Below are 18,761 nucleotides of genomic sequence, written 5' to 3'. Positions count from 1 at the left end.
TTCAACCATGGTTCAGAATTCATTCACTACATCTGTTTCTAAGCAACAGCTAGCCGAAACGCTAGGACAAGTGCTTCCAGAACCGGAACTCGACCGCTGCCTCAAACACGCCATCGTTCAAGAACCTGCTGCTGGAAAACAGTTTTGGCAGGCAACCGATGCCGAACCTGGAATTTATATAGTTATTGCAGGTAAGGCGAGGTTACTCGATCGCAACAATGACTTACTTGTAACCCTAGAGGCAGGAGCATCCTTTGGTGAGAGCACTCTATTTCCAGCAGGCTCCTTCGAGCCTTACTCAGCCAGAGCTTCTGTAAATCTGAAGCTTTACTATTTTTCCGAAAGGCTGTTACAAGAACTGAGCCACAAATATCCAGCAATTCAAGAGTATCTTTATCGTCAGGCAGTATTGCGGGATTGGCTGCTGCTATGCCCCCAAATTGCTGCATTACGTAAGTTGCCTGGATTGCTGAAAGCTCTATCACTGCTGGAGCGGCATAATCTGCCAATAGGTCAACTCCCAGCCTCCCTCAGAAATCAGAAGTTGTGGCTCCTGCGGCGGGGGCAGTTAGTGCATACTTCAGGTCTAAGCCTGACGCAGGGAAATATTTACTCGCCCTCCCTACTAAGGGGGCAGTCTTGGCTAGTAGAACAACCAACTGAACTATATAGTTTCAGTGAGACTCAATGGGAGACAGCGCTCGGTTACTTACCCCAACTGGAGCAGTTGATTTCATCCGATTCCTTACCAGTGGTAGCAGAGCAGGGGAGCAGGGGAGTAGAGGAGCAAAAGAGAATCTCCCTTCATCCTTTTAAAGAGCCAGTTATTAACCGAAAACATCAGAAAAAGATTAGCAAGGCTTACTTCCCCAGCCCCACATTACAAGTTGGTCATTTATGGCAGCGATTTACCCGCCGCTATCCATTCTTTGAACAACAGAGTGCTTCTGACTGCGGTGCCGCCTGCTTAGTCATGGTCAGCCGCTACTGGGGCAAGCACTTCAGTGTCAATCGTCTGCGAGATATTGCTAATGTTGACCGCGATGGTGCATCGCTGCGAGGTCTAGCAGCAGCAGCAGAAAGCATCGGATTTACGACTCGACCTGTAAAAGCTAGCATCAGTAAGCTTGCAGAACAAAGCTTGCCCGCGATCGCCCATTGGGAAGGAAGGCACTACATCGTTGTTTATGAAGTGACATGCGATCGCGTCATCGTAGCCGACCCTGCAATTGGTCAGCGTAGCCTAACTCACGCACAATTTAAAGCTGGTTGGACTGGTTATACATTATTACTCCACCCCACAGCTTTACTAAAAGATGCTGATGAAGCTAAACAATCCTTTTGGCAATTCTTTGAGTTAGTGAAACCTCATCGACTCGTGTTGCTGGAAGTATTTATTGCCTCTGTCCTGATCCAAATTTTTGGACTGATTACGCCATTATTTACTCAATTGCTGTTGGATCGTGTAGTCGTACAGCGCAGCAATTTGACTTTAACCGCCATAGGGTTAGGGTTACTTATTTTTGGCTTGTTTCAAGTCGCTATGAATGGACTGCGGCAATACCTGCTAGACCATACAGCCAACAAAGTAGACCTAGCATTAATTGTCGGTTTTATTAACCATACCTTTCGATTGCCCCTGAGCTACTTCGAGTCCCGCTATGTTGGAGACATTATTTCTCGCGTCCAGGAAAATCGCAAGATTCAGCGCTTTCTCACCGGCGAAGCACTATCAATTCTACTTGACTTGCTAACAGTATTCGTTTATGTAGGACTGATGTTCTGGTATAGCTGGAAAATGGCACTACTAGTGTTAGTCATTGTGCCGCCATTTGTATTACTGGCACTGATTGCTACGCCATTTTTGCAACGAGTCTCGCGCGAAATTTTTGGTGCCTACAACGAAGAGACTGGCTATCTAATCCAATCTCTAACTGGCATTCGCACAGTTAAATCAATGGCGGTCGAGCAGACAGTGCGCTGGAAGTGGGAGGAACTATTTGGTAAGTCGATTAAAAAGACCTTTTCTGGACAGGTGATTGGCAATACACTCCAGATTTTTAGCTCAACTATTGAAACGGTGATAACTACAGCTTTACTGTGGTTTGGAGCATGGTTGGTAATCCAAAATGAATTGACAATTGGACAATTAGTTGCTTTTAACATGTTGCTAGGGAATGTGATTAATCCCTTTCAGCGGCTAACCGTGCTGTGGAATGAGTTGCAGGAAGTCGTCATTGCCGTTGAGCGCCTTGATGATGTGATTGATGCCGAACCAGAGGAAGATTTACAGCATCAAGCTCGTCAATTCCTCCCACCAATTCGGGGCTATATTCGCTTTCTTGCAGTTACTTTTCGCTACCATCCAGAAAGCGACGTTAATACTCTAGAAAATATCAGCTTTGAAGTACAACCAGGACAAATGGTAGCACTGGTTGGGCGGAGCGGTTCTGGGAAAACAACTATTTCCAAGCTGCTTTTAGGTCTTTATCCCCCGACTGAAGGAAAGATTTTAATCGATGGCTACGATGTGACTAGTTTGTCCCTGCGATCGCTCCGTTCTCAAATTGGTGTCGTCGATCAAGATACCTTTTTGTTTGGTGGCACGATTCGAGAAAACATTAGTGTAGGTCACCCACAAGCCACATTGGAAGACATTATTGAAGCAGCCCAACAAGCAGGAGCGCATCAGTTTATCAAAGAACTACCAATGGGTTACGAAACCCAAATTGGAGAGGGGGGAGGAATGCTCTCTGGCGGACAACGACAGAGAATCGCGATCGCCCGCGCCCTTTTAGGAAATCCTCGCTTGTTGATCTTAGATGAAGCAACGAGCAGCCTTGATGCCGAATCAGAGCGGATTATTCAAACCAACCTCAACACTATTCTCATTGACAGGACAACGCTGGTAATCGCACATCGTCTCTCCACGGTACGCAATGCCGATCTAATTCTGGTATTAGATAAAGGCATTTTAGTTGAAAGTGGCACCCACGATGAATTAATGGCTAAACGCGGTCACTACTTCTACCTTAACCAGCAACAACTTGCCGTAATAGGCTGAAACTAATTTTTGAGTAATTATGCCAAACTCAATTTATCCAAACAATCAACTGAGCCAAAACGGACACTACTCCAATAATCAAGGTTTATCGGAGCAACTTCTAGACTCCGAGCGATCTGATCGGACACTACTAACTCACTCACAATCTTCTGAATTTATTAGTGATGACTGGTCTTCTTTAACTAAAGAATTGATCGATACGTTACCACGGGTTTGGACGCGGGGGCTGCTGTATTTTCTGATTGTATTTGTCGCGATCGCGTTACCTTGGGCAACGCTAGCCAAAGTTGATGAAACAGGTAGTGCTAGAGGGCGGCTTGAGCCTAAAGGCAAAACGCTGAAACTAGATGCACCAGTTGCTGGAACTGTCGCCGCGATTAAGGTAAAGGAAGGTCAAGCTGTCAAAGCTGGGCAGATTTTACTAGAACTGGAGTCAGAGATATCTCGCACTGAGCTACAGCAATCTCAAGCTAAACTTGAAGGTCTAGTGAATCGAGAAAACCTGCTGGAGTTGATGAAAAATCAACTTCAATCCGAGCAGCTAGCTCAACTCAATCAAGTTCAGCAGCAGCTCAATTCCAGTCAGAAAATATCTGCCCTAGAAAAATATCGTTTAGCCGTAGCACACAAAGACGTGCAACGCCATCGGAATTTATGGCGCAAAGGTGCGATCGCCTTGGTCAAATTAGAAGAAATAGAAGGCGTGAAATTCGAGCGACAGCGGCTTCTAGAACAAAATCAGCTAGACGTACAACAAGCTCGGACGGAATTGGAAAAACAACAAAGTGTATATCAAAGACAACTCAAAGAACTCCAATCTCAGATTAGCGACGTGCGATCGGAAATTGCCCAAACCCAAGAACTAATTCAATCTTTACAATTTCAACTGCGACAGCGAGTTCTCCATGCTCCAACTGACGGCACGATTTTTCAGCTATCTATTCAACATCCTGGTGCAGTTTTACAGCCAGGGCAGATAATTGCTCAAGTTGCACCCGCAGAAGCACCTCTCGTATTTCGAGCGCAAATGCCAAGTCAAGAAAGCGGGTTTCTGCGCGTGGGAATGCCAGTCAAACTCAAGTTCGATGCTTATCCGTTCCAAGACTACGGAATAGTACAAGGACACCTGCGTTGGATTTCACCCGACTCCAAAGTTGAGGAGACACCACAAGGCAAGGTAGAAACCTTTGAACTAGAAATTGCGCTGGAGCAGACTTATATTCAAACTCAAAACAAACGAGTTGCTTTAACACCAGGTCAAACAGCTACAGCGGAAGTCATTGTGCGGCAGCGCCGCCTGATTGATTTCGTTCTCGATCCGTTTAAGAAGCTGCAACAAGGCGGTATAGAACTTTAAGCGATCGCTATCACCTTAATTACTAGGAGTTGTACTATGTCAAAAGTTGTGACTATTTGCCGAGAAGAAATTATTCAGCAAATCAAGCTTTCCTGTCAAGTCCCTTCTGTTGTCGAAGGTATTCTGACTCGTAAAATTATTGCGCGTGCAGTAGAAGAACAAGGCATAAAAGTAGAGCCGGAAGAACTACAGCAAGCAGCAGACAACTTACGAATGCTAAGCAATCTTCGCAGTACTGACGCTACTTGGTTATGGCTACAAAAGCATAACCTTTCTTTAGATGAATTTGAAGAGTTGGTTGAAGTAAGCGTCGCTTCCTCAAAGTTAGCTCAACATCTTTTTGCCGATAAAGTCGAACCCTTTTTTGTCGAGCATCAACTTGAGTATAACCAGGTAGTCATGTATGAAGTAGTCTTAGATGAGGAAGATCTAGCTTTGGAACTCTTCTATGCCCTACAAGAGGGAGAAATTAACTTTCATGAAGTTGCTCGTCAATATATTCAAGATCCAGAACTACGTCGAAGAGGAGGGTATTTAGGAGCTTTGCCTCGCACAAAGCTAAAACCAGAAATTTCTGCTGCTGTTTTTGCAGTCGAGCCGCCTCAAATTATTAAACCAGTTCTGACATCTTCAGGAGCGCACCTAATTTTAGTTGAAGAACTGATTCAACCAGAATTGGACAATACGCTGCGCCGAGAAATCATCTCGAACTTGTTTTCTGAATGGTTAAAGCAACAAGTAGAAACATTTGAAGTCGAGATTGACTTGAGAGCGAATAGCGTGCAAGCTCTGAATTCAGAATCTCGCTTGTTAGTAGCATCTAGTTAAAGTTGAATCCACTCATTCTGACAAAGTAGATTTTGTCAGTGTTGGCTTGTACGAGTGCAGAGTATCGCCACTACTCTGCACTCCCGCAAAGAATCGGCAGCCCTAACTCTACTTTGGTTGCTGGAAAGTATGCTCTCACGTCGCCCTTGTCTTACCATGTATATACTAGGTTATGGCGGAGAATACGGATCGGTATTCTGGAACTAAACAAAAGTCACCGCGACGGCTGCACACAGCGGCAGGAAAGTTTGCACCTGACTACCAGGAAGAACCAAAACGTTTGCGGACGATGAGACTAACTGATACAGCTTGGGCAAAGCTAGCTCAAATAGCGGATAGAAACCAGATCACTCGCTCTGAAGTCATCGAGATTTTTGCTCGTGACGGCGAGTTGTATTAAGCGACTTGAGGTTATTTTTTGAAACTTTTCTTGCGTGCCAGTTGAATTTCTCACAGCCCAGCATCGAGCTAGTTATGGGCGTTATACCCAAGACCCAACTTCAGCTCAATTAGCCCGCTATTTCCATTTGGACGATACCGACAAAGCCTTCATCTACAAACGGCGTGGCAACCACAATCGCTTGGGTTTTGCCTTACAGCTATCCACAGTGCGGTTTTTAGGAACATTCTTGAGCGATCCGACGGATGTACCTGCCTCTGTTATGAGTTATGTTGCCTCTCAACTAAGTATTAGCGATTTTCAGGTGTTAGCACGCTATCGCACTGGAGAGAGTCGGTGGGATCATACATCCGAAATCCGTGCTGCTTACGGATACCGCGATTTCAACAGCCAACCAGAACATTGGCGGTTGGTGCGCTGGCTTTACAGTCGTGCTTGGTTAAGCGACGAGCGCCCGAGTATTTTGTTTGACTTGGCAACAGCGCGTTTGGTAAAACGAAAAATCCTCTTGCCAGGAGTGACGGTACTCGAACGATTAGTCGCCAGCGTGCGCGAGCGGGTGCAAGAAAGATTGTGGAGAGTCTTGGCTCGACTACCCAGTACTGCTTGCCAAAGGCGGTTAGAAGATTTGCTGGTTTGTGTGGCACAAGGTCGTGTATCTGCTCTAGAACGGCTACGTCAACCTCCTACTCGTACTAGCGCTCCTGCTTTAGTGGCTACTTTAGAGCGGCTGGTGGAGATTCGTTCTTTGGGGGTGAATCAGATAAATTTGTCTTTTGTCCCACCCAATCGACTCTCAGCCTTGGCACGTTATGCCAATACTGCTTGGGCACAAACTTTGCTGCGGATGCCTAAAACTCGCCGCCTAGCAACGTTGCTTGCCTTCGTTCATGTTTTAGAATTTACTGTCACTGACGATGCGCTATCCTTGCTAGAGTTACTGGTCGGCGAGCTGCTAAGCACTACCGATCGTCAAGCAGAGAAGCATCGCTTGCGGACGATTAAAGACTTAGATGCCGCTGCATTGCAACTGTATAAAGCTTGTGCTGTGTTGTTAGATCCTGCGACTGAAGATGTAGCAGTTCGAGCCACTGTCTTTACCCAAGTTTCCCCAACCCAATTGACTACCGCGCTTAACTCTGTCATCGCCATCGCCCGACCGCCAGACGACAATTATTATGACTTAATGCTATCCCGATGGCGACACGTCCGGTTATTCTTCCCCAAGTTATTGCAGACGATTGATTTTGAAGCAACTGCACTAGGAGTAGAAATCCTCCAAGCACTGCAATTTCTCAAATCTCAACACGAACAAAGAAAACCTGACATGAGTGCCGCTCCTTTGGGAACGATCGGCAAGAGTTGGGCAAAGCTAGTATTTGCTAAGGATGGGACTTGCGATCGCAAAGCTTACACGTTCTGTATGTTAGAAAACCTGCGTGCTGCTTTGCGCCGTCGCGATCTATTCGTCAGTCGCTCTTGGCGCTGGGGCGACCCTCGGCTCAAACTGCTGCAAGGAGATGCTTGGGCTGCGGCTCGTGCCAATATCTGCCGTACTCTCAATCTGCAACCGACTCCAGAAGAAGAACTCAAAGCTTTGACACAGCAGTTAGATGAAGCCTACCGTCGTACTGCTAGTTCATTTCCTACTAATGCGGCTGTACGGATCGAAATCGAACAGGGCCGTCCCACTCTTTCTCCTTGAGGGGTTGCTCGATCGGACAACCAGCTTGCAGCCCAAAGAAGTTATGACTGACACGGCGGGTTACAGCGATCTTGTCTTCGGGCTATTTTGGCTATTAGGTTATCAGTTCAGCCCTAGATTAGCAGATTTGGGCGAAGCTCGCTTCTGGCGGATCGATCCCCAAGCGGATTATGGGGTACTGAATGGATTGGCGCGACAGCGGGTAAATACTGCTTTAATCGCTCGTAGCTGGGACGATCTATTACGGGTAGCAGGGTCTTTAAAGTTGGGAACGGTTAGCGCTTCTGAGTTGATGCGGACTTTGATTAGGCGGTAAAAATCCTACCACTTTATCTAAAGCAATTACCGAGCTAGGGAGAATAGTCAAAACTTTATACCTGCTAGCTTACATCGACGATGAAACATATCGCCGCCGCATCTTATAGCACTCGAAGTATAAGTTAGGACATAATAGAGTCGGAGTGAATCGGAGCAAAAAATGCCAGCCCCCTACAGCTATGACTTGAGAAGAAAAGTCATTGAGGCAATAGATAGTGGCATAGGAAAAACCCAAGCTAGTAAAATCTTTAAAATTAGTCGTAATACCATCAATTTGTGGCTGCACAAAAGAGAAGAAACAGGAGATGATCGAGCGCCTGTGGGATACCAGCGAGGCTATGGGGCGAAAATTACCAATCTAGAAGACTTTAAAGAGTTTGCTCGAAAACATGGAAGTCAGACTCACGCATGAAATGGCTCAGGCGTGGCACTTAGAAATCAGTGACAGAACTATTGGTAAAGCTCTAAAGAAAATTGGATTTACTAGAAAAAAAACTTACGGGTATCGAGAAAGAGATGAAGAAAAAAGACAAGAATTTATCGAAAAAATTGAGCGAAAGAAACCAGAGGAGCGAGTATATATAGATGAGTCAGGGATAGATAATCGAGATGACTACAGCTACGGCTGGAATGAAAAAGGACAAAGACTTTATGACTTAAAATCGGGAAAAAGAAGCATTAGAGTCAGTATTATTAGTGGTTTATGTCAAGGAAAACTGTTAGCTCCGTTCACCTTTGAAGGAGCTTGTAATCGGTTGGTTTTTGAGCAGTGGTTATCCGAAAAACTACTGCCACACTTAAAACCAGGACAGACTGTAATTTTAGACAATGCAACTTTTCATAAATCCGAGAAAATTCGAGAATTAATCAAATCGGCACAATGTGAAATCCAATACTTACCACCATTATCTCCAGATTTAAATGAGATTGAGCATTACTAGTTTCCGATTAAAAATCGAGTCAGAAAGTCTCAAGGAACTATTGAAGACTTTCGCGAACGAGTAGATACATCTGTCAGTTTAGCGTCCTAATCTATACTTCGAATGCTATAATTATCCTTTGCATAATCAAATTTTTTGTAAATATTTTCAACAATTACGGGAGCAATTAATATTTGCAATTAATTCTTTCGATTGAAAAAACTAGCTTTATTGGAGTGATTTTCTGAACTTTGCTACTGGAACAAAAGTAGGCGATCGCATCTCTCAAATGCCTATTTTACGATTCAATTGTTATCTGCTCAATTTGATGCATTTTTTCCTTAAACGCACTTCGGTAAGCGATGAGGAGACGCTCTGGTAAACAGATGCTAACTAATTTGGCTCGCAAAACATCCCGATACCAATCAATCCCCAGTTCCAAACCAATACCTGCTTTATGAGCTGGTTCGTAGCCATTGCTATTTTCAGTCCATGTTTTAGCCCAATACTCTACTACTTCTTGAGCTTTATCCAATTCATTGCACTCGAAATGTCCTGGCTGGTCTGCGCTGAAGAGAGCTTCCCCACTGCTATAGTCAAGCATATGTTCAAAGGGGTCGTACCACAAGCCTAGTAGATGCCCTGCAAATGCTTTGGCTTCCCACCCTAATTCACTCATTAACTCTAAGTAACTTGGAGTGAAATGAATCCGGTCATTTTCGTCTAATTCTGCAATCTGCACCCATTTTTCATCACGACTAACTGGCATGGCTTTATTCTTGGATTATAGGGAACCTGCCGCTGCATTAACCGATCGTTGTCTATCCGCGCTGCTAGTTTAACTGTTGCAGAGCGCTTTCACTCATGACTTTAGGGTTTTCACGCTCAAGAGCGCTATTGAATCTCCAAACATCAACCTCGATCGCACCGTTTAATAACTTCACCACGCTACCAGAATCTAGTTCGCTTGTGTAGTATAAATGTAACATAATTACTGCTGTCGATCGCCGTCATCCTCCATTAAATTGAGCAAATGTGACGTGATTCGGGCAGGAGTTTTCGCCTACGCCAGCACTCATACCTAATCCCACCAATAAATCACAACGGGGGGCGGATCGTCGCAACCACCATATCCAATAAACTTAGAGGCGCGATCGCGATCCATCACTTGAACGTCATCCGCTAGCCACGTATTCCCCAAGTCAACCAGGGGATACACGCAATCGTCGTCTTGGCTCCACACGTAAAGCGTATCTGCGTGCCACCGATCGCCTAAATCTCTCAGTGCAAAGCCCAAATTGCTGTAAAGCCGACCGCTTGCTTCACTCTCGCCAATCAGTGGCAGCATCATAAAATTTAGCCAGAGGTGTTGATTCTGGTACAGGTCTTCTAAAATTGGTTCTGGGTTGAAATTGTTCCAGCGTCCGCCAGTCAGCATCAACGCTTCCATCAATTGCTGTGGCGTGCATTGACCGACCTCAAGCGATAGATCGAGTCTCTTCTTAGGTTCATCTTGACGAGGCGATCGCCCCCAAACCGCTCTTCGCTCTTTTAACGTCTGGCGGCGCTGGTCGCGGGGTTGCGCTTCAAAGATCCACGCACCTCGCGAGTAAGTTGTAGGAGTGCCAACGGTAGGTAATGGTGCTGGAATTTCCCTAAATCCTGTTAATAGTCTTTGATATCCGTCTACTTCATCGAATGCCGTCCAGTCCGAGCGCCACACGCACTCTAAAACAAAGCCTGCCGTCACGCAAGGATGGCGATCGCCATCCATTAAGATAATTGCCCAGCGATCGCTATCGTTAAAATGCGATAGCCATTGTGAGGCTGCTTCCCACTTGCCAAGCGGAGCGCCATCTTTAAGTTGCATTCTTTCCCAAGAGCTGAACATGGTGGGTTAGCGGTCAACTTGTTTAGTAAATTTGTACCATACAAGCGAGAAAGTTAAAAGGCGCAGATGCGTATCTGCCGCTGTTAGCTAGCAACACCATTTACTGAGATTACTAACAAGGCGATCGCCTTTCGGTAGAAATCGACTTATTTAAAAACTCGCTACCTTCAAGTCGCTCAATCTTACCCAAATGGTTACGCGCTGTTAAAGCCGATCCGTTGTTCGCGACAAGTCCGTTGGTAAGTGGCATCTAGATCGACAGGCAGGCAAAGCTCTCCAGGCAACCACAGCGGCAAGATTGGTAATTGGGTTCCCAAGCTCAGTGTTTCTTGCCACATATCTAAATTGAACTGCTTAGTTCGCTCGACAACGCGATAGGCAACTGCGTAAAGGTCTGCGTCCAATTGATTCAGGTTTGCTACACCAAGCTGCTGCATCAAAGCAACGTGCAAATTAGCATTGCGACTGGTGACAACATCCACGACTACTAACCCAATGCCTAGATTTAAGTATGTTTGGCATTTAGCAACAAAGGCATCTCGATGATTGGCACGATCCTTATTGGCAGGACTAACTAACTCGATGGCTCCAGCTAAGGTAGGTCCCGCTTCACTGCTGAAAATGCTAATTTCGACTGTCTCGCGGGTGGGTTGAAAGGGAATGGTTTGGGTGGGGGGTACTGGTTGCCAATCCGCAGCAGTCAAAGGCAGCGCAATTACCGTACCGCTGGCATCGTCAGCGAGAGTGCTTTCTTCAAAGGCTGCAACATCAATTTCAATCCCAAACTGCACGTTAGGTTCGGCAAAGTAGCCTTGAGGCAAGCGCTGGTTGAGATCCGACGCGATGTATGTTGCCCATGCGTTATGAAAGGCGTGCCAGTGGCGGCGCACGCTTAGAGGCGGATGAAAGTGATCTAGTAAGACCATCGCCGTCGATTAGAGCAGGCTAGACCTGCATACTATACATTCGTATCGTATCTATCTTCCATTATTTTTCATCGGCGTGCTTGATCCCAATATGGAAGGCATGGATCGGGATGTTGCTATCCACCTTTTTTACTACAAGCAAATTCCTCATTCAAATCCGATCCCCAAAAATAACTTTCAAGCTTCTGTTCCTAACGATATCTCAAGCTGCATAACGTTACCCATTGGGAGACGACAATAAAACACTGACTTACTGTTGAGGCAGATGCGTGTTATTCATCAGCTCGGTTTGGGAATACTGTTAGTTAGGTAGAAAGTTATTTGTGAGGGATGGTAATGTTATCTGCAAAGCAAGATCAAATTGAATTCCTAAAGCAAGAATTAGCAGATGAAATTGCCAGAAGAGAGAAAGTTACTGAGAGAACAGTACCTAGTTATATATGTATTAATAACTTGAAATCTAAACTTAACCGCTTGAAAGAAATAGCTGAAATTTTAAGTATAGAAAAGTACAAATTAGTCTTTATCGGAACTATTGGCGAAGGAAAAACAACAGCTATTTGCCACTTATTTAATTTAATCGGTGATTTCAAAGTCTCAAAAACTATCGCTGGCAAGGCGATAAACGTTACAGAAGTACAAGAATTACTTGCTACTGGTTCAGGAAAAACAACTATCTGCGAAGTTATTATTGAAGCTGCTGCAAAAACTTACATAGAAATTGAGCCTTATAGCTTAGAGCAGATGGAAAGCATGATCGTCGAGTTCTGCGAATCTCTTGCAGATTCAGAAGATATGCAGGGGGAGCCGAAAGTCATGATTTCCAAAGAAATTGAAACCGCCATTAGAAACGTTATAGATCTTAACAAAGTCTCTGAAACTACAACTGAAGGTGATAAAAGGCAAACTTTACGAATTGATAGAGCAAAGGAAGAACTTGAGAAGTCTGGGATAGATGGACTCAAAGATATCGCACTTCGTAACGCCGATCTTAAAAACAGGGTTTCAACTAAAATCGAGTTTACATCTGATGAAGATGAGCGTACTTGGATCAAACGTACTTTCGCATTAATCAATAGTGCTAAATTAAAGGAATTTGCAATTCCTAGAAAAATTCGCATCTACGTTAGCGATCGCATTCTTTCCGGTTCTAATCTATTTCAGTTTCAAGCAGTAATTGATACAAAAGGTATTGATGAAAATCCAATTCGTAAGGATTTACAGGAATATATAGAAGGGCAAGATTCGATTTGTTTATTTACAACTCACTTTAAAGATGCTCCAGAAACTAATATTCGGGAGCTGATGAGGTATTATCTCTCTTCAAAATCTAGAGATTTCCATTACAGGTTTGTAACCCTTGTGATAACTCATAAGGGTGAGCCTGAAAGAGTGAATGGTAATGAAGATGGTACTTGGGAACTTGGTACTGAGATAAGACGAGAAGATATTCAAAGTACCTTCAAAAATCTAAATTTAGAGTTCTTTCCAGAAAACATCATATTTTATGATGCTTTGCGCTATTACAACTCCGAGATCGCAAAACTCTCCGATCTCTACACAGAGGACGATGTTCAACAAGATCGCAATGCTTGTATTCAGAGTATTGCATCTGTAATAGAGCGCAGACAGAAAATTCTGCAAGACGAAGTTGAAGCGATTAAAAATAGTTTCCAAAAGATCAAAGCAGGTGAGACACTAACAGATAAAGAACTAGAAGCCATTAAGGATGCAATTCAAAAAATCAAAAACCTACGCGCTCTAGGCAGCAGAGTTCCTAGCTTTGTGTATGAAGAATTTATTAATAATTTCATCTCTTACTACCACAACAACTATCGAGCCTGGAACACAAAACATGCAATTCACCGCAATTTCGGATTTTACGCTCCGCGCAATATAGATATATATTACGATGCGAGGATCGTTGCCGAAGGTTTCAGCGAAGACGAGATGCTAAGAAAATTCACGAAAGAGGTCAAAGAAGATTTAGAAGAGATTTTGAATAACTTAAAGGTTGCCAACGAAGCTCTAGAAACGTTTATACCTGAGCTGCTCGTTCAACTTGATACTTACTATGATGACTTTATTGAAAAAGTTGGACTAAGCGTTGAAGAATTTCTTTACCAAGAAAAGCTTGCTCCTCAAAGTAATAATTCCGACTTCTGGACGGCTTTAATTAACGAAAAGGGTAAACCACGTCCTAAAGGAGAGAAATATAACGATAATGTCTGCCAGACGTTAAGGCGTGAACTAGAGTCGGATTATAGCTTAAATTTATTTCTTAAAGATCGAGCTAAAGAATATTGGGCAGAACTAATCGGCAAGGTATTACAGTTCTTTGGCGAAAAATAGATGAGCTATGGAACAGCTATGTAAAGAGATTCTTGGACAACTGAATATATACGAGAGAAACCACACGCACTACACGAAATGTTTGGGTAGAGAAATAGAGCTGATTATCTCTAATAAACCAGAAGAGAGAATTCGTCAAATTTTTCTCTACTTTTTGATTAATAAAAGTGGTTTGTTTCCGAATCGGATCAATTTGAAAGTCGAGTACAACAATCTTGATATTGCTATTTATAAAAATTTTGAGTTAGAAGACTTTAGACCTTTACAACATCCAATAGCAATTATTGAAGTCAAGCGAGAAGAAGAAAGTTTACTATCTCATGAGAATCAACTACGAAGATACCTTGACGAGCAACGTTCATCTCTAGGGATTTTATTCAATGGTAAGAATTTGGTTCTATTTAAGAAAGCTTACAAAGAAGCTTATTTCTCAAAAGAAGACTTAAAATCTATAGAAGATATACCAGGCATACTTCGGGAAGCTTTACATCAAGAAAATAACGATCGCTTAGAATTTGAGAAGGCAAGGGACGGTGATATAAATAGTTTTGTCTATTTAGTCAAGAAATATGGCAAGTATACTCTTCATAAATTTACTTTTGCATTAAAAGATAGTTGCGATCTAATTATAGGGTGTTGCTTTAGGGCTGAGCAAGATTGTATTTCCTACGATCTTTATGGAAACTATTCACGTAAGAATAGGTTTTCCTTCAAATATCATGCTTTTGATAAACTAATTTCTGTCATTTATTAAAGTTTAAGCAGTAATCGAATGACTCTGTATTGGTGAATAGTGTTTGCGTCCACAAACTGCCCTGTAGTTAAATTGTTTGGCTTTTTAAATCAAATAAAAACTCAATTATTCTGTTGAACAATTATCCAATATTTGAAAAAATTTGAATAATTTTGAAAGTAGTAATTCAGCAACAAGCTAGCTAAGATTAATTAAAAAATAGAAAACTTTTAATTTTATACAAGTATTAGTTTTGTTAGATTACGGACGGCGGCAAGAAATTGGACTAATACCAGGTGGGAAACCGCTACTAGGAGGAAATAAGGGAAAGCAATCTATACGCGATGTAGGTAAGATATCAAACTCTCTGATTCTTTGCTGATATTTCTTTTGATTGAGATTAAGCTGCTGTTCTTGCAACTTTCGCTTATTCTGCTGTTGCCCACCTGGAAGATTGAGTTGTCGATCGGAGTTTGGCAAACTCAACAAGGAAGCAGGCAATTTAGTAGGAATGGTATTGATTTGAGCAATCAGAATTAGGTGTAGCATAACGATACTTCCGTGCGGAAAACACTTTTATATGTAATCTTGCTACCTAAGCTTTTCTTCTAGCCAACGCTCCTGCTGTTGCCGCAAAAATTGTTGTTTGTGCAAAAGCTCTCGCTTGGTACGTAAACTGGGGGGTGATGCTAAAGTATTCTGTTGCAGATATTTGATTTCAGTTTCTAATCGCTCTCGTCCTTTTTCAAGAAAACGCTGTGAGCTTCTGGGGTAGGAAAGAGCATTTACAGCTTCCTGTAAAGTTGGATGGGCATTGGCAGAAGAAATACCAATTTCTAATAGACTTAGACTGACCAAAGCTGAAGCTATAAATCTCCTTATTGGTGGAAAAAAAGGTGTGGTTTTCATATGCCCTCCTCCCAGAATTAGTACTGGGTGGTATTTGGCTAAGCTTCCACTTTTATTCTAGATAGTGCCTGTTAGTTCTGCTTTCTCCTACGGCAGGTCTTGGCAGCTACAGTACTTTGAAACTATTCTCCATAAACGGTCACGGTTATCTTTCGAGAGCGTGGTTTGATATCGCATTCCAAGTGAAAAATTTGTTGCCAGGTTCCTAGCTGTAACTTACCCTCATGTACTGGCACAGTTAGAGAAGGTCCAAGCCATGTCGCCTGCAAATGAGAATGTCCGTTGCCGTCATGCCACATCTGTTCATGTCCGTACTCTCGGCTCGGTGGAATTAGTTTATTTAGAAGTTCGGGTAGGTCGCGTTGTAGTCCTGGCTCAAATTCAATCGTGCCGATCGCTGCCGTACTACCAATGTTGAAAATGTGAACCATTCCCGTTTTAATCCCAGAATTTTTCACAATTCGACTAACTTCATCGGTTAGGTCGTGCATGTCTCCATGACTTTTGGTGGAAATTTCGATTTGTGACTGATGAACCATAGTTAATAACAATCCTCTACTTTCTAGTCATGTTACATGGAAGTATTTTGGTTGCGGCAAGTAGGCGATCGCTTCTTACTGTAAATGCTTGCAGTTTGACTCAGGTAGAGCAAGGGGCGATGGTAGCAATCTACTCAGCTCTGTTTTAAGTAGTTAATCAAGTGCGATCGCAGTATCTCCAAATTGAAGTTTCCATAAAGTCTCAGTAGACACTGATTTTTTGACTTCGGTGCGATCGCTACTGACATTTTCTCTTTAGAGTAAATAAGATGTTGCACATAGCTAGGCGAATGATTAGCTATTAACGTACTTAGGAGTAAGTCGCGCACTTATGGCAGTCAAAAGAGCGATAGTGATGGATCGGGCGCAAGTTAGCAACCTCATTCGCGACCTTCGATTATTGAGTGGACTGACGCAAGAACAGTTTGCCGCAGAGCTAAGCGTAACTCATTCTTCAGTTAGCCGTTGGGAAAGGGGGATTAGTAAGCCTTCACCACTAGCTATGCAGAAGGTTGAGGGAATGCTGCAACAAATGGGCGATCGCGGTAAAGATTTGTTGGTAAAACATTTTCCAGAAAGTGAAGGCTAATAGCTTACTAGCTTTTTAAGGCAACCCCAACTGTTACTGCATCGTTGATGCACAAATGGCTGAGAAAAAATTAATGTCTGCACCTCATGGAGGAGGTATATTTATGATTCCACGCAAACACTTACAAATACTTTCTTTGTTTCTGTTAGTTTTTTTAGTTTCTTGTCAGAACAATTCCAAACAACAGAATGAGTCCCAGCTCAATTCCCCTAAAGTGCCTCTACCAGAAGCAGTAGATGCTCCCGCAGAAACTACTTCCCCAGAAGCAGTAGATGCTCCCGCAGAAACTATTTCTCCAGAAGCAGTAGATGCTCCCGCAGAAACTATTTCTCCAGAAGCAGTAGATGCTCCCGCAGAAACTATTTCCCCAGAAGCGACATCAAATGAAAATCAATTAAATAACAACATTTTCGTCCGAGCTGAAAAGATTAAGTTTCAATGTGGCATTAAACAAAATTTTCTAACTCTTGAAATCTCAAGTGAATGTCCTGTAGATGAAGACAAGGATGGACGACCCGACCGAGAGTATTCAACTGTTGAATTTTCTAATCCAGAGAAACAAGAAATTTATGTAACATACCCTGATTATATGGATAATAATGTTTATAACACAGCCATTATTAAAACAAATGAAAAAATTAAATTTGAGATCGATAATAAATCGTTCAATTCGACAACACAAAGCTTTCCATACACTCTAGGATTAGGGCGAGTTCATATTCCGGCTAGTGATACTTTTTCAGAAAATTTATTGTCCTGCCAAAAAGAGATTAGCGGTACTGAAAAGAAGAAGTTTGGAGTTGTTTATAGCTTAAAATGCGAACAAAATCAAACCTTATTAAATATTCATAATGCAGCGGCTGGAAAGAGGGCAGTTGTTGTTAAATATTCAAAGGATGGAGTGGAATGGATACGTTCTATTCGCGATCCTTATCATCTCGCTCTGTCCTTACCCAACACTGACAGCTATCAAATAGATATCTTAATTCCCGAACCATAACGGGGTGATACAAGAGGCTACGATGCAGAAAACGCTGAAATTCAGACGGGAAATATAAATTTCCTAGCTACCATTCAACTTCAGGCGAAGTGGAATACAGCAGCAGCAATCGCATCTGCAATGACAGCGTTTTTCTAGATTATCGCGACAGCGAATACACCATAACACTGTGCTGCAAAGGAACAGAGAGATCCACAATAGGTTGTGTCCTAAAGATTCTCGCCGTCCGTTGAGCAACGACGTTAACCGGATAGTGCGAACGCTGCTACCAACGCGCTGACAAATTTACAAGTACAGCAGATCCAACACCTGCAAGGCGCGGCGCTTGGTTTCTTCTTTGCGCCTGTTATACCTGACTGTTGTGGCTGAGTTGGCAAAAGTCATAAGGTGAAAAACTTGCCACGCTTACCCCTGCGCCACTCTACCCAACACCACCTCAAGCCGCTGGACAAATTGAGAGGAGCGATCGCACATCATTGTATAAAAATGATTTGCTAAAAAGTTGATACTTATTCCAATAATTTTAGAAAAATCTGAAGAGTCAATAGCAGCTAAGAATGAGAGTGAAATATGGATGAAGCTATCAAAAAAGTTGCGGCTTTGGGATTGCCTGGTGTAGTGCTGGTAATTACGATGGCAGCTACGGGTTTGACTGGCGCGGCTGCGATTACAGCAGCCTTAGCTTTTTTAGGTGGACCCGCTGGAATGCTTGGCGGAATTGCCGTCTTGGGACTGACGGGATTAATTACAGATGCCCTAGCCAAAGTAGGTTTGGAGGATTTTTTGACAGCAGTTTATTGCGAAAGGCGAAATTTAGAACCGCATGGCAAGCTCTTAAATGAAATTGACTCGATGTCGTTATTTGATGGCGATCTCAAAGATAGACTCAAGCTGGCGGTGACAGACGGCTGCGGTTGCAAGACTGTGGTGGATGTTTACTTAACTGACGTGACTAAAGAAGCGATCGCGATTTTAGAAAACGTACCTGGGATAACTCCCGCGCACCATAGAGACTTTAAAAGTTCCAACCCAATCGCGAGGCTGAGGGATGGGACAGCAGTGAGAACCTGGAAAAACCCGTTGGGGGTTGACCATGTTTTCTTGGCAGATCGCAATGACAGAATGGTTTATGGCGGTTATGTCGGCTGGATTCACAGTGAGGGATTGAGTCAAGCAATCGATCGCATCAGAAAAGACTTGACTTGAAGTCATATACTTGGGTTTTGGGTT

The 18,761-nt window shown here is 43.2% G+C and carries 15 protein-coding genes and 2 pseudogenes; 11 read left to right on the top strand and 6 right to left on the bottom strand.

The features are described 5' to 3' along the window. Window positions 1–7 precede the first annotated feature (7 nt). From M5J74_RS19415 to M5J74_RS19385, 6 genes and pseudogenes are all read left to right on the top strand, one after another. On the top strand, window positions 8–3,064 hold the full coding sequence (locus M5J74_RS19415) for a peptidase domain-containing ABC transporter (protein WP_250012804.1): 3,057 nt from the start codon (window positions 8–10) through the stop codon (window positions 3,062–3,064). Window positions 3,065–3,083: 19 nt separating this feature from the next. Next, a complete protein-coding gene (locus tag M5J74_RS19410) occupies window positions 3,084–4,421 on the top strand; it encodes an HlyD family efflux transporter periplasmic adaptor subunit (protein WP_250012803.1) in 1,338 nt (445 codons plus the stop codon). 36 nt (window positions 4,422–4,457) lie between these two features. Next, window positions 4,458–5,249: a peptidylprolyl isomerase gene (locus M5J74_RS19405; protein WP_015155731.1), complete on the top strand. Its 792-nt coding sequence runs from the start codon at window positions 4,458–4,460 to the stop codon at window positions 5,247–5,249. Window positions 5,250–5,421: 172 nt separating this feature from the next. Beyond that, window positions 5,422–5,649 (top strand): transcriptional regulator, encoded by a 228-nt coding sequence (locus tag M5J74_RS19400; protein WP_250012802.1) that lies wholly within the window; start codon window positions 5,422–5,424, stop codon window positions 5,647–5,649. Between the two features lie 34 nt (window positions 5,650–5,683). Then, window positions 5,684–7,776: pseudogene (locus M5J74_RS19395) on the top strand (DUF4158 domain-containing protein); the annotation flags it as partial. A 56-nt stretch (window positions 7,777–7,832) separates the two neighbouring features. Then, window positions 7,833–8,610: pseudogene (locus M5J74_RS19385) on the top strand (IS630 family transposase); the annotation flags it as partial. Window positions 8,611–8,890: 280 nt separating this feature from the next. Here the strand turns inward: M5J74_RS19385 and M5J74_RS19380 are convergent. The 3 genes from M5J74_RS19380 to M5J74_RS19370 form a co-directional block, all read right to left on the bottom strand. Further along, on the bottom strand, window positions 8,891–9,361 hold the full coding sequence (locus M5J74_RS19380; RefSeq protein ID WP_250012800.1) for a hypothetical protein: 471 nt from the start codon (window positions 9,359–9,361) through the stop codon (window positions 8,891–8,893). A 312-nt stretch (window positions 9,362–9,673) separates the two neighbouring features. Beyond that, the gene (locus M5J74_RS19375) at window positions 9,674–10,483 is read right to left on the bottom strand and encodes a hypothetical protein (RefSeq protein WP_106218370.1); all 810 of its coding nucleotides are present in this window, start codon (window positions 10,481–10,483) and stop codon (window positions 9,674–9,676) included. Window positions 10,484–10,677: 194 nt separating this feature from the next. Next, a complete protein-coding gene (locus tag M5J74_RS19370) occupies window positions 10,678–11,409 on the bottom strand; it encodes a DUF4058 family protein (protein ID WP_250012799.1) in 732 nt (243 codons plus the stop codon). A 336-nt stretch (window positions 11,410–11,745) separates the two neighbouring features. Between M5J74_RS19370 and M5J74_RS19365 the strand changes: the two genes are divergently transcribed. Together M5J74_RS19365 and M5J74_RS19360 are read left to right on the top strand one after the other, a co-directional pair. After that, window positions 11,746–13,761: a hypothetical protein gene (locus M5J74_RS19365; protein WP_250012798.1), complete on the top strand. Its 2,016-nt coding sequence runs from the start codon at window positions 11,746–11,748 to the stop codon at window positions 13,759–13,761. Window positions 13,762–13,768: 7 nt separating this feature from the next. Further along, window positions 13,769–14,515, top strand: coding sequence for a type I restriction enzyme HsdR N-terminal domain-containing protein (locus tag M5J74_RS19360; RefSeq protein WP_250012797.1), 747 nt, complete (start codon window positions 13,769–13,771; stop codon window positions 14,513–14,515). 240 nt (window positions 14,516–14,755) lie between these two features. Here the strand turns inward: M5J74_RS19360 and M5J74_RS19355 are convergent, their stop codons facing one another. The 3 genes from M5J74_RS19355 to M5J74_RS19345 all read right to left on the bottom strand — a co-directional run bounded on the left by M5J74_RS19355 (window position 14,756) and on the right by M5J74_RS19345 (window position 15,942). Further along, window positions 14,756–15,043 (bottom strand): hypothetical protein, encoded by a 288-nt coding sequence (locus M5J74_RS19355; RefSeq protein WP_250012796.1) that lies wholly within the window; start codon window positions 15,041–15,043, stop codon window positions 14,756–14,758. A gap of 42 nt (window positions 15,044–15,085) precedes the next feature. Next, a complete protein-coding gene (locus M5J74_RS19350) occupies window positions 15,086–15,403 on the bottom strand; it encodes a hypothetical protein (protein ID WP_250012795.1) in 318 nt (105 codons plus the stop codon). 122 nt (window positions 15,404–15,525) lie between these two features. After that, window positions 15,526–15,942: a secondary thiamine-phosphate synthase enzyme YjbQ gene (locus tag M5J74_RS19345; RefSeq protein ID WP_250012794.1), complete on the bottom strand. Its 417-nt coding sequence runs from the start codon at window positions 15,940–15,942 to the stop codon at window positions 15,526–15,528. 331 nt (window positions 15,943–16,273) lie between these two features. On the opposite strand from M5J74_RS19345, the gene M5J74_RS19340 reads away from it, so the two are divergent. From M5J74_RS19340 to M5J74_RS19330, 3 genes are all read left to right on the top strand, one after another. After that, entirely contained in the window at window positions 16,274–16,531 is a 258-nt protein-coding gene (locus tag M5J74_RS19340; protein ID WP_250012793.1) for a DNA-binding transcriptional regulator, read from the top strand. A 103-nt stretch (window positions 16,532–16,634) separates the two neighbouring features. Next, entirely contained in the window at window positions 16,635–17,531 is an 897-nt protein-coding gene (locus M5J74_RS19335; RefSeq protein ID WP_250012792.1) for a hypothetical protein, read from the top strand. Between the two features lie 570 nt (window positions 17,532–18,101). Then, on the top strand, window positions 18,102–18,737 hold the full coding sequence (locus tag M5J74_RS19330) for a hypothetical protein (protein WP_015155743.1): 636 nt from the start codon (window positions 18,102–18,104) through the stop codon (window positions 18,735–18,737). The last annotated feature ends 24 nt before the right edge of the window (window positions 18,738–18,761 follow it).

This window comes from Chroococcidiopsis sp. CCNUC1 (assembly GCF_023546805.1).
GTDB lineage: Bacteria > Cyanobacteriota > Cyanobacteriia > Cyanobacteriales > Chroococcidiopsidaceae > Chroococcidiopsis > Chroococcidiopsis thermalis.
The sequence above is the reverse complement of the archived record's forward strand: the minus strand, read 5'-3'. Positions and strand labels throughout refer to the sequence as shown.